Here is a 10,363-nt window from a genome sequence, read left to right on the forward strand (position 1 = left end):
GTATCGCAGCGGAAGTCGCACGGCTCTGAGCCGGGAGACAGGCGAGAAGCGCGGCGAGATGACGTATATTATGCTTGTCTAAAATGATGTAAGGTAATCGAAGAATTGAATCCTGAGGGGTAAGTCCCGTGCCTAAGCTTCTGAAATTTCTGGCATTTCATGCGGGCGTTGGTTTCGCGCTGGCACTCGCGAGCGTGTTGATTATCCTGGGACTGGACATTGCCCATCTCCACGCGCTGATCATGGGATCGGAAATAAAGTGGATCGCGATTTTTTCTCTGGTAGTTCTGATGACGATCACACTGGCCTCAATCCAGATGGGAATTGCCGTGATGCGTCTGCCATATCAGCCAGAGGATGATGACCGGCATGGCGGTACGAAAGTGGCGGTCATTGATGTGCTGCTTCGGACGCATTTGCTGCGATTTGCCCCGGCGAAGGTTCGCAAATAAAAAAGCGGCCTCGTCGGAAGCCGCCTTTCTCTAAACTTTGACACCTGTTTTAGAACAGCCAGCTACGCGCCAGTTCGATCGGGTAAGGGTTGCCCTTGCTGAGCTCATTCATGCCTTTGACGGTTCGCACGATATGCCAGACAAACCAGAACAGAATGACGAGAAAACCGATCAGGACCACCGATAATATGACGCCAGCTATGAGATAGGCAAAGCCTTTCCAGAAGATATGGATCTGGTTGATATAATGCGATTTGGTTAGCTCATCGGCGTCGTCCTTGCCGACATAGGCCATGATCACGCCCACCAGGCCAGCAAGGCCGATAAATGCACCGACCAGATAAAGAATATAGACAAGATTTGCGTTGCCGGGCTGACCGCCCGTCGTTGAAATTTGCGTGTCGCTCATCACCCGCCTCCATCGTGAATGATCCTCAGTGTTTGAGAATCAGTCGGATTTGGCAAGCGGGAATCGGGGGGGGGCGGGAAAAGTCCGTCAGGATCCTAGCGGGTGAAATCGACGGCGAAACCTTCAGGGAGAAACCTTGCGACTTTGCCCTGCTGCGTGCCGACCTGGACGCGTTCGCCAAGGAGTGGGCGCTGGTTCGTCGTTGCGAGTGCGACACCGACCAGCGACATGTCCATCACATGACAGCGCAGTTCACGTCCGTCTTCGCATTGGACAAGAATCAGGCCGGAGCCGCCCTCACGCGAGGCGCGGCGTTCTTCATCCAGTTTGAGACTGGATTTGTTGTATAGCCAGGTGAGTTGATCCGCGACGCGGTCGCGCTTTGTGAATGGCGCGTCAGAAATAACAGCGACTTCACCGGCAGAGCTGCGGACCACATGGCCGCTCATACGACCGAGCTCGGAAATGTAGCAGACGATCCGTTCGCCTCGAAACGGCGGTGACTGGGTTCTGAATAGCACGCCACCACCGGACACATTGATGGTTTCGCCGGTCACTTCATGACCGCTTTCACTGAGAAATCGTAATGGGAGATTCAAATCGACCCGCGTCCAGCGACGCCGGTCCTGTTTCTTCAAATGGCTCTTTTCACCGCTCGGCGGTGCAAATGGCACGACGGATTGCATTCTGACTTTTCCTTCCACGCACCCTGCAACTCTAACTTAGTAATCTTCATAATTGGTTGCCGTAATCGTTTAATCACATAATACTTTAAGTAATAATATATCAGGGAGAGAACGTCATGGCTGCGTCGGGTCAACAATCCGCAGTGGACTATATCATTATCGGGGCAGGGAGCGCAGGCTGTACGCTGGCCGCTCGACTGACCGAAGATCCAAACATCAAGGTGGCGCTGATTGAAGCGGGCGGAAAGGACAAAAGCCCGTTCGTCCGCATGCCGGCAGGGGTCGGCAATCTGATGCGCGAAAAGGGCGCTTACAACTGGGGATTCTGGACAACACCGCAGAAGCACATGGATGGACGACGTCTGTTCTGGCCTCGCGGTAAAGGGTTTGGCGGCTCGTCCTCGATCAATGGCATGTTGTATGTTCGTGGCCATGCAGGCGACTATGATCAATGGCGTCAAATGGGGCTGACGGGCTGGTCTTTTGATGACGTTCTGCCTTACTTCAAGCGATCTGAAACCTTTGAAGGCGGCGAGGACGACTTCCACGGCGGCAGTGGTCCACTGAACGTGACGAATGTGCCCCTGGATGAGGATATTTTCTCCGCCTTTCTGAAGGCCGGAGAGCAGGCAGGCTATCCATACACGCCAGATTTCAACGGTGCTCAGCAGGAAGGCTTCGGCCCCTATCAGCGTACCATTTTCAATGGTGAACGCTGGAGTGCGTCTTTTGCTTATCTGCGACCAGCTCTGGAGCGATCCAACCTGACGGTCATTACCGCCGGTAGGGTATCGCGTATCCTGATCGAAAACGGCCGGGCCATCGGTGTCCAGTATGCGAAGAAGCCAGGCGCCATGCCGTCAAAACTTTATGCCGATGGCGAGATGCTTTTGTGCGCGGGTGCGGTTCAGTCGCCACAGATCCTGCAATTGTCAGGCATTGGAGCTGCTGATGATCTGACCTCCCAGGGTATTGAGGTTGTGGCAGACGTTCCTGATGTCGGAGCGAATTTGCAGGACCATCTCGACGTCACGGTGATCCATGGTTGCAAACAGAAATGCACTGCCTTCAGCAAACAGGCCGGTTTCCGAAAGCTAGGCGTCGGGCTGAACTATCTGATGAACAAGACTGGACCTGGCGCGGATAACTTCCTGCAAGCGGGTGCGTTTCTCAAATCACGAGAAGGCCTGGACCGGCCCGACATTCAGCTTCATTTCCTGAATGCAGGTCTGCTGGATCACGGGCAGACACCGGTCGAGCAGGATGCGTTTACCATCCACGCTTGCCAGCTTCGCCCGGAAAGCAAGGGCTGGATCAAGCTCGCGTCAGATGATCCGTTTGATGATCCGCTGATCGATGCCAATTACCTGGCGGCTGAAGAAGATCGCCGCGTCATGCGTCAGGCAGTTCGCATGACGATGGAGATTGCCGAGCAGGCGGCATTCGACGCGTATCGCGGAGATCGCATTCTGCCTGAAGGCAATCCGAAAACGGATGATGAAATCGATGCTTTCGTCCGGGCGAAAGGGGAGACCATCTATCACCCGGTGGGAACCGTTCGCATGGGCGCTGACGATCGCGCGCCGTTGGACGCATCGCTCAAAATGCGCTGCGTGGAGGGGCTGCGTGTTGTCGATGCGTCAGTTATGCCCACCCTGATTGGTGGCAATACCAATGCGCCGACCATCATGATCGCCGAGAAAGCAGCCGATATGATCCGCGGCAAACAGGCTATGGCCGTCGCCGCGGAATAAACGTTGGGCTATTCGTTGCTCGCCACGAGACGCAGGTATGGCTCCTTGATCGGCGTTTCTGGCGGGTAGACGGCGCTGACGGCATGGCGCCAGACAGGTCGGCCTTCCAGCATGTTTTCACCGCCAAGCATCTGATAAAGGCCGAGCAACCGGTCGCCGGTCTGGCCCTTCTTCTTCAGGGGGGCGAGGGCGATCTCGATTTCAAGACGCTGGCCCGACAGTGTTTCACCACGCCCCCGGATGATGCCCGGACCCGAACCAAACCGAATGGCATTCAATTGGGCGGACACAAGATCGATGTCCCGGCCACGCCAGAGCTTCAGGAAGTCCTGATCGATCAGCTCACGGCCCAGTACGTCGACCATCTTTTTCCCGGCATTGGTGAAAGGCCAGATGCCATCATCGGCTCGCTTGATAACAAAGAGGCTGCCTAACACATTGGGAAAATCGGCGACCTTCGGATCTTCAATTGCATTGTCTGCATCTGAAGACAGTCGGCGCCAGGCATCCAGTATGGCTTTCGTATTCGGATGAACCGCCCGGTCATTCATTCTGGTACTCTTCCTGTCAAAAACTACGCTTTCAGAAGGTATTGGGCAAAGTCCGGGCCAACGCGTAAACGAAATCTCCATACAGATGGGTCTAAAAATAAGCCAAGCTTCGTGTCGTTGGGGAAGTGTGCGTGGGTTTAGCGTCCTCTCGAACGACTTTTGAGGGAGACGATCTATGGCTGTTTCATGGCGACACACTTTGACAGCTTCGGCAGCAATCGCTGTCGTTTCCATTGCAGGTTTTGCGGTTGCGCAAAGCGCTGGCGGGCACGTTGTGAATGTGCCGGGTGTCACCGTTGGTTCGACGCAAAGTTCATCCGGCTCTGCATGCTGTGATCAGGGGAAGGTTCACGGCATCTATCCACCCGGTGTTACAATTCCGAGCCCGAACCTTGTTGTAAACTCGGCGACGGCAACTGTTGGAAGTCAGTATATCATCAAACAGGGCTCCGTTCTGGAATCCGGTCTGGTGGTCGAAGGCGCTGATACACGAACAACCTTCCTGTCCAACGGCAGCTACATTCCAATGTCGCCGCCTGTGGAGCCATCTGCGCTGGATGCGCTGAATGTGCAGGGCAGCAAGCAGGTTAAGGAAATCGTGACGGAAGAAGTTCCGATCGAGGAAGAGATCTGTATCGATCAGATCATTGAGCAGATGGAACTGGTCGCGGTGCGTGCCGACTGTATCGATGACACCGGCACGCCTCACCCGGCATCACGCGTTGACGACAAGCAAGATGTTGGCGCCGCGTTCAGCGGTGAGCTTTATCGCTGCGTTGCGGGAACATCCATGCAGGTCACCATCGGTCATATTATCGATGGTCAGGCTGATTTTTCTCAGGCGAGTGGCTTTAGCTGCGCCAAAGGCGAGGCTCTGGTTCACAAACCAGGCGGCGAGCTTTCCTGCGCGCCGGAAGTGCCTCAACGTAACTGTAATGAGCGCTCATTGCTGCGCAAATACGGTCCGGGTCTGAAAGTTGTCGAAATGGTGGTCGAGCGGAAAGTGTGCGTCCCAACCGTTCAGACGCGTATCGAAACGGTACAGCGAGAAGTGATCAAGGAAGTGCCTCTTGCGACGGCACCGATCACTTTTGATGGCGGCGTTGGTCAATCCACGACGTATTAAAACCGGGCATTTCACGAAACATTATAGGGAGCCCCGTCAGATGACTCTGGCGGGGTTTTTCTTTAGCTTCGGTCGAAGCGTGAGAGGGAGACGGTATGGCCGGCGAAAAAGATCTACGAACTTTGCTGTCGTCCCTGGCGCCCGAGCTCGCTGAGACGCGATTTGTCTTCGCGACATCTGAGGATGCATCACGGTTCGAAGGGCTGGAGCCATTGATGCTGTATCGTGAAGACGAGGGCGTAACGGCGATTCTGGAAGCAGAAAAAGCGGCTCAAAATGGCTTGGATGGCGTTTTTCCATGCCGACGCATTACGCTGAAGGTTCATTCTGCGCTTGATGCTGTGGGCATGATTGCATCGGTGGCCGAAGCGCTCCGGCTGAAAGGGATACCTGCGAATACCGTCGCAGGGTTTTACCATGATCATATCTTTGTACCTGAACGGGATGCACAGGCTGCTATGCACGCCATACAGAGCCTGTCGGACCAAACAAAAAACGCCCCGGACTGACAACAGCCGGGGCGTAATTCATTTGAAGTCCGATCGGCGCTTATTCGTTCGTACCGAACGACTGGTAGGTCGCTGAATTGCCGACCGCTGTTGCAGCGCCCTGAACAAAGCCACCACCATTGCTGCGGGCTACGCCATAAGCTGATACGTTTGCCGAGTTTGTCTGGTTGGTACGGCCGGAAAGCACACCATCATTGCTACAGGAATAGCACATGGTTGCTGTCGCGGCATTGCCGATGGCTGTCGAACTGACATAGCCGAAGCTGCCATCATAGCTGGCACCATCAAAGCTCGCATAGCTCGACACGTCACCATAGTTTTCCTGATTGGCGTACATCGCGGTATCAGATCCAATATTGCTGATCAGCGCGGAGTTGCCGACGCCGTATGCGGTAGAACCCGATGTACCAGACCAGTCATCGATGGACACCGTCGACACAGCTTCGATTTCAGCGCCATTGCCCTGGAAGACTTCGGAACCGTCGCGGCCGAGTGTTGCATAGCCCCATTCATTTTCGACGGTGATGCTGTTGCCAGACGCCGTGGCACTGCCGTTTATGGACGTGCCGGTCTGCATGCGAATATCGGTATCAGATGAGATCGTTGAATCGGTATCGGTCACCTGAACCGCGCCATTGTAGCTGGTCGTTGTCCAGCCATAGGAGGAGACCGTATTGCCGCTTGCAACAGACGCAATCGTGACCGTGTCATTGTTGCAGCACATATCGGCAACCGTTGTTGCGGTGACGTCGCCATAAGCGCGCTGTTCCTGAAAACCGCGATTGGTGCCGTATTCGGTTTCGTATGAAGACACGTTCGCTGCAGCAGTCGTCGTGGCTGTCACGTCATCTGCGCCATCCAGATAAATGTCGCTGGATGCGCTGACATCGCCATAACTTTCCTGAGTCACGTAATGGAAATCAGTGCCATTTGTCGTCGAGGACGACGCGGCATTGCCGTAGGATGTTGTGTACGTAGATGCTGTTCCACCATAGACCGGGCCGCCAAGCAGGGTGGTCGTCGCTGACACATCACCTTGTTGGGACTGTGTCGCGTTGTAATCCACATCGCCGGTTTCGGTTGCGGCTGTTGATGTGTTGCCAGTCGCAGTGGCAACAGCAGATGCCCCCGGCGTAACATCATCCAGCACGACAAACATGTCCGCGAACACATCGCCCAGAGACACCTGATCAATCACCACTACGGCGGCATCGTCGGATGGCGTGGTGCCTTCCTGAGCGAAGGCGGGTACTGCGCAAATGGCACTGAGAAGCGTCGTTGCGAGAAGTGTTTTCGTCGTGTCACGCATGGTGCGTTCCTGTCTGATCAAGCGGGCTGAAATTACTGGCGACCTCGAAGCGCAGACTTCAGCGCTTTGTCACGGTTTTCATTCCAGCGCGCAGGCTCTGCGCGGGTTTCTGCATTGTTCGTTGCGATATTGGTGGATAGCGGGATGAAGCCGCCAGTGACGCCGGACGTTCCGAGCGGATCTTCACCCAGACAAGAGGTCGGTCCGTCAATGCCGTACAAATTCGCTGTCATCTCAACGACCGCGCGTTCGATCACAGAACGAACAGCAAGCTGGATTGGCTCTTGTGCGCGTCCGCCAGCACCGATGTCGAACACATTACCGTTCAGGAAGTCGAATACGCCGAAAGAGATTTCCCGGCCGATGATCTGTTTCTGATAGGAAATGACGTCAACGACTTCGAGAGTTTGTGTCTCTACGAGACGCAGGTCGAGGCCGACATTGATGACATACATCTTGTTGCCGAACGTACCCTTGAGGTCTTCAGCATCAGTATCGCCAGCGAAGGCTTCAACACCAACCGAGCGGATATTGTAGTTCAGTTCGGTAATGCCGCCGACCAGATAAAAATCAGATCCCGGGATCGAGCCCGCGAGAATTTCGCGGAACTGAGCGCCGTCATCTGTAATCAGCTTGTTGTTGGCATATTTCAGTTCGAGTTCGGAAACCGATGTGTCGAAGCGTTCAACGAGTGACACGCCGGCTTTCGCAAACGCTGAGATGGCCATCAGGGATGCGCCTTGCGTAACCTTGCGGCCACCTTCGAGGTCAGCCTTGCCTGTATAGTCCAGAATGCGGCCAACGGCGATGCGTGGACGGGCCAGCTGGTTCTGCCCAGCGAAGCTAGCCAGACAGCTCAGGCTCGTGGAATAAGGCGTTGGGTTTGCCGTCACTGGCGCGCTGCCGATCGGCGTTGCGTATTTGCCGGTTGGGCCGGCAACCGGGCTCACACAGCCGGCGAGGGCCAGCATACTGGCTGCGGCAAGCGCAGCGAGTTTTGCGGCCGGACGCTTCGGAAGATTCTTTTGATTAGTCATTGAGGTCCAGCTCCCCGTTCAGGATGGCTGTCTGATCGCCATTATTGATCTGTGTGTTGTCGATGATGATCGTGTTGTAATTGCCGTTCGTGATCACGTTCAGCTGGTTGCCGATCGCCTGTGACTGGCCGATCATGCCGGTGCCTCGCGTGGTGCCCCACGGTGTGTTCATGCCGAAGGACAGGCTTGATGAGTCGCGGCTGTCGATGATGCGACCGTCGACAATGACGCGATTGCCATTCAGATCGCGCGTGCCTGGTTCATAAGGAGACGTTTCCTGACCGTAAGACATGCCGTATGGCCGTTCGAACTGGCCTGAAACAATGGCTTCCTGAGCCCAGGCTGCAGTGCTGGGCGCAAGGCCTGCGACTAGCCCGCTGACGACGCTGAAAAGTGCGATATTTGCGGTACGCTTCATCCTCAAATCCCCGTTCGCGCTGATGTCTGATCTTATCCGGATCAGCGCGTCTTCCATCTTGCTCCACCAACGGGAGCTTTCAATTCAAACTGTGTTCTAGGATGAAAAGACGGATTTTAAGTTAATAAGCGTGTGAAAGTGCAGCCGAAGAACTCGGATTGTCTTAATAAAATTCCATTTTTGACGGCATTTTCTTTACCGGCACGGAAAAGTCCCACGGGAATTACTTCATTGATTTTTGAACGATGGTAAATGGCTGCCTGCGCGCTTTTGACCGCTCGAAATGTCTCAAGAAACCACACAAATATAAAGGACATAACGCAGGAGGTACGCATGAGTCATACACCACACGAACTCGCAGAAGAATTCCCTCAGCAGATCGAAGCGATTCAGAAGCTGAAGCTCGAAAACGCGCATTTCGCCAAAATCACGGAAGAATATCACGCCGTAAATCGCGAGATTCACAGGAGCGAGACCAAGGTCGAGCCGCTCTCTGGTTTTCATGAGGAGGAATTGCGTAAAAAGCGCCTCGCTCTGAAAGATGAGATTGCGGTGATGCTGGATAAAGCTGCTGCCTGACTTTTCGGGCGGGCGCGCGGCGCACGCGCCTATATATAAGTATATCTACGACGGAGTGGAGCAGTGCTATCTTCCGCGCTTGCTTCACCCTGCGTCTCCTCCCGCATAGTGTCGTTGAAATAATCGATACGCGTGGGAGGATGCGCACATGGATATGAAGACACCAAAGGTCGAAGTGTTTTTCGACTGTTCATCACCATGGACCTATCTCGGCTTCGTCCGTTTGGGGCAACTGGAAGATCAGCTGTCATTTGATTTTGACTGGAAGCCGATTCTGGTGGGTGGCGTGTTCAATGCTGTCAACGAGAGCGTCTATCAGGCGCGGGCCAATCCTCATCCGATCAAGCAGGCCTATTACATGAAGGACCTGGCGGACTGGTCTCGCTTTGTCGGTGTTAAGATTGGCAATCCGCCCGTCTTTCCCGTCCGGTCGGTCGATGCGATGCGCGCCTGTTGTTTCGCAAAGTCGAAAGGTGCGCTCAAACCATTCGCGCTTGCACTTTTTGAATCCTACTGGGGGGATTTGAATGACATCTCCAAGACAGAAGAGATTCTCGCCTGCGCGAAGCGGGCCGGTTTATCCGAAACGAATGTAAAAGACGCACTATCCGACGACATCTATAAAGCAGAGCTGAAATCGAACACGCAGAATTTGATTGACCGGGGTGGTTTTGGATCACCGACCGTCTTCATCAATGGCGATGATATGTACTTCGGAAACGATCGTATGGAGCTGATTGCCGCTAAACTCGTTAGGTCTGATGCATAGCGCGCAAGGCGTGGTGTGTGGTCGAGAATCAACGGGTGCTTGCCTAGATTGAAATCTCATCGCACAATTCCCTTGCGACATGGCCACAGAAGGCCAGCGTGACAAAGGGAAGGAAACGTTATGAAGCTGAAAACGGTGCTTTCGGAAAAGGGTGGCAAGGTGATCACCCTCGATTCAACAACAAGTCTCTGGGTCGCTGCCGGTATTCTGGATGAGAACCGGATTGGCGCTGCCGTTGCCGTGCGGCCGGACGGTGACCTTTGCGGTGTTTTATCTGAGCGCGACATTGTTCGTCGTATTGCTCAGCACGGCAGTGATGCACTTGCGCTATCCGTCGACGAGGCGATGACGCGCGAAGTCGTGACTGCAACGCCCGATACCTCTCTTGATGATGCGCTCTCTCAGATGACGGATCGCCGGATTCGCCACCTGCCAGTCGTCGATCAGGGCAAGCTGGTTGGAATCGTCTCGATTGGTGATCTTGTGAAACGCAAGATTTCAGCGACCGAACTCGAGGCGGAAGCGATGAAGCAATACATCGCCGCCGGCTGATTCCGGTCTTTTACGCTTCCATTTGGCCTCAGGCGATCTGCCAGCGAGCAGATCGCGCAGGTTCTCTTTTCTCTAAACCCCCATGGATAGGGGTTTGTTTGTTGAATCTGCAGAAAGTTTGGAAAAAGGGGAAAAAGGCGCTTGCGTTAGTTGGAGTGGGGGGCTTATAAGCGCGTCTTCTTCGGTCATCGAGCTGCCTGCAGCGAGCCGGT

Annotated in this window: 13 protein-coding genes; 7 read left to right on the forward strand and 6 right to left on the reverse strand. The window is 54.6% G+C overall.

What is annotated here, in order from left to right; translation table 11 throughout:
* Positions 1-128: 128 nt before the first annotated feature.
* The gene (locus tag ACFQDM_RS01525) at positions 129-452 is read left to right on the forward strand and encodes a hypothetical protein (RefSeq protein WP_377374548.1); all 324 of its coding nucleotides are present in this window, start codon (positions 129-131) and stop codon (positions 450-452) included.
* Positions 453-501: 49 nt separating this feature from the next.
* Here ACFQDM_RS01525 and ACFQDM_RS01530 read toward each other — a convergent pair whose 3' ends face one another.
* The gene (locus tag ACFQDM_RS01530; RefSeq protein ID WP_377374550.1) at positions 502-861 is read right to left on the reverse strand and encodes a DUF4870 family protein; all 360 of its coding nucleotides are present in this window, start codon (positions 859-861) and stop codon (positions 502-504) included.
* Between the two features lie 95 nt (positions 862-956).
* On the reverse strand, positions 957-1,547 hold the full coding sequence (locus ACFQDM_RS01535; protein WP_377374551.1) for a PilZ domain-containing protein: 591 nt from the start codon (positions 1,545-1,547) through the stop codon (positions 957-959).
* A 116-nt stretch (positions 1,548-1,663) separates the two neighbouring features.
* Here ACFQDM_RS01535 and ACFQDM_RS01540 point away from each other — a divergent pair, with 116 nt between their 5' ends.
* Positions 1,664-3,301: a choline dehydrogenase gene (locus tag ACFQDM_RS01540; RefSeq protein WP_377374553.1), complete on the forward strand. Its 1,638-nt coding sequence runs from the start codon at positions 1,664-1,666 to the stop codon at positions 3,299-3,301.
* An 8-nt stretch (positions 3,302-3,309) separates the two neighbouring features.
* On the opposite strand, the gene ACFQDM_RS01545 is transcribed toward ACFQDM_RS01540, so the two are convergent.
* A complete protein-coding gene (locus ACFQDM_RS01545) occupies positions 3,310-3,852 on the reverse strand; it encodes a PAS domain-containing protein (protein WP_377374555.1) in 543 nt (180 codons plus the stop codon).
* 175 nt (positions 3,853-4,027) lie between these two features.
* On the opposite strand from ACFQDM_RS01545, the gene ACFQDM_RS01550 reads away from it, so the two are divergent.
* Both ACFQDM_RS01550 and ACFQDM_RS01555 read left to right on the forward strand, forming a co-directional pair.
* Positions 4,028-4,978 (forward strand): hypothetical protein, encoded by a 951-nt coding sequence (locus tag ACFQDM_RS01550; RefSeq protein ID WP_377374558.1) that lies wholly within the window; start codon positions 4,028-4,030, stop codon positions 4,976-4,978.
* Positions 4,979-5,073: 95 nt separating this feature from the next.
* Positions 5,074-5,487: an ACT domain-containing protein gene (locus ACFQDM_RS01555; RefSeq protein ID WP_377374560.1), complete on the forward strand. Its 414-nt coding sequence runs from the start codon at positions 5,074-5,076 to the stop codon at positions 5,485-5,487.
* Positions 5,488-5,527: 40 nt separating this feature from the next.
* On the opposite strand, the gene hfaD is transcribed toward ACFQDM_RS01555, so the two are convergent.
* From hfaD to hfaA, 3 genes are read right to left on the reverse strand one after another with little or no spacing between them, the layout of a single operon-like run.
* Positions 5,528-6,796 carry a holdfast anchor protein HfaD gene (hfaD, locus tag ACFQDM_RS01560; protein WP_377374562.1) on the reverse strand — a complete coding sequence of 423 codons (1,269 nt, stop codon included), beginning with the start codon at positions 6,794-6,796 and terminating at the stop codon, positions 5,528-5,530.
* A gap of 32 nt (positions 6,797-6,828) precedes the next feature.
* On the reverse strand, positions 6,829-7,833 hold the full coding sequence (gene hfaB, locus ACFQDM_RS01565; protein WP_377374564.1) for a holdfast anchoring protein HfaB: 1,005 nt from the start codon (positions 7,831-7,833) through the stop codon (positions 6,829-6,831).
* Entirely contained in the window at positions 7,826-8,251 is a 426-nt protein-coding gene (hfaA, locus tag ACFQDM_RS01570; RefSeq protein ID WP_377374565.1) for a holdfast anchoring protein HfaA, read from the reverse strand. The genes hfaB and hfaA overlap by 8 nt, the downstream gene beginning before the upstream one ends.
* 333 nt (positions 8,252-8,584) lie before the next feature.
* On the opposite strand from hfaA, the gene ACFQDM_RS01575 reads away from it, so the two are divergent.
* The 3 genes from ACFQDM_RS01575 (at position 8,585) to ACFQDM_RS01585 (ending at position 10,151) form a co-directional block, all read left to right on the forward strand.
* Positions 8,585-8,830, forward strand: a complete 246-nt coding sequence (locus tag ACFQDM_RS01575) for a YdcH family protein (RefSeq protein ID WP_377374567.1) — start codon at positions 8,585-8,587, stop codon at positions 8,828-8,830.
* Between the two features lie 148 nt (positions 8,831-8,978).
* The gene (locus ACFQDM_RS01580; RefSeq protein ID WP_377374569.1) at positions 8,979-9,599 is read left to right on the forward strand and encodes a 2-hydroxychromene-2-carboxylate isomerase; all 621 of its coding nucleotides are present in this window, start codon (positions 8,979-8,981) and stop codon (positions 9,597-9,599) included.
* A gap of 120 nt (positions 9,600-9,719) precedes the next feature.
* Complete coding sequence (locus tag ACFQDM_RS01585) at positions 9,720-10,151, forward strand: CBS domain-containing protein (protein WP_377374570.1); 432 nt, start codon at positions 9,720-9,722, stop codon at positions 10,149-10,151.
* Positions 10,152-10,363: the final 212 nt, after the last annotated feature.

Origin of the sequence: Ponticaulis profundi (assembly GCF_042659465.1) — a bacterium.
Classification (GTDB): Bacteria; Pseudomonadota; Alphaproteobacteria; order Caulobacterales; family Hyphomonadaceae; genus Ponticaulis; species Ponticaulis profundi.

What these genes read in the sequence shown, in the direction of transcription:
- ACFQDM_RS01535 (WP_377374551.1), bottom strand. Translation starts at nt 1,547, where the DNA reads ATGCAATCCGTCGTGCCATTTGCACCGCCGAGCGGTGAAAAGAGCCAT.
- ACFQDM_RS01575 (WP_377374567.1), top strand. Translation starts at nt 8,585, where the DNA reads ATGAGTCATACACCACACGAACTCGCAGAAGAATTCCCTCAGCAGATC.
- ACFQDM_RS01585 (WP_377374570.1), top strand. Translation starts at nt 9,720, where the DNA reads ATGAAGCTGAAAACGGTGCTTTCGGAAAAGGGTGGCAAGGTGATCACC.
- ACFQDM_RS01545 (WP_377374555.1), bottom strand. Translation starts at nt 3,852, where the DNA reads ATGAATGACCGGGCGGTTCATCCGAATACGAAAGCCATACTGGATGCC.
- hfaA (WP_377374565.1), bottom strand. Translation starts at nt 8,251, where the DNA reads ATGAAGCGTACCGCAAATATCGCACTTTTCAGCGTCGTCAGCGGGCTA.
- hfaD (WP_377374562.1), bottom strand. Translation starts at nt 6,796, where the DNA reads ATGCGTGACACGACGAAAACACTTCTCGCAACGACGCTTCTCAGTGCC.
- ACFQDM_RS01530 (WP_377374550.1), bottom strand. Translation starts at nt 861, where the DNA reads ATGAGCGACACGCAAATTTCAACGACGGGCGGTCAGCCCGGCAACGCA.
- ACFQDM_RS01580 (WP_377374569.1), top strand. Translation starts at nt 8,979, where the DNA reads ATGGATATGAAGACACCAAAGGTCGAAGTGTTTTTCGACTGTTCATCA.
- ACFQDM_RS01540 (WP_377374553.1), top strand. Translation starts at nt 1,664, where the DNA reads ATGGCTGCGTCGGGTCAACAATCCGCAGTGGACTATATCATTATCGGG.
- ACFQDM_RS01550 (WP_377374558.1), top strand. Translation starts at nt 4,028, where the DNA reads ATGGCTGTTTCATGGCGACACACTTTGACAGCTTCGGCAGCAATCGCT.
- hfaB (WP_377374564.1), bottom strand. Translation starts at nt 7,833, where the DNA reads ATGACTAATCAAAAGAATCTTCCGAAGCGTCCGGCCGCAAAACTCGCT.
- ACFQDM_RS01555 (WP_377374560.1), top strand. Translation starts at nt 5,074, where the DNA reads ATGGCCGGCGAAAAAGATCTACGAACTTTGCTGTCGTCCCTGGCGCCC.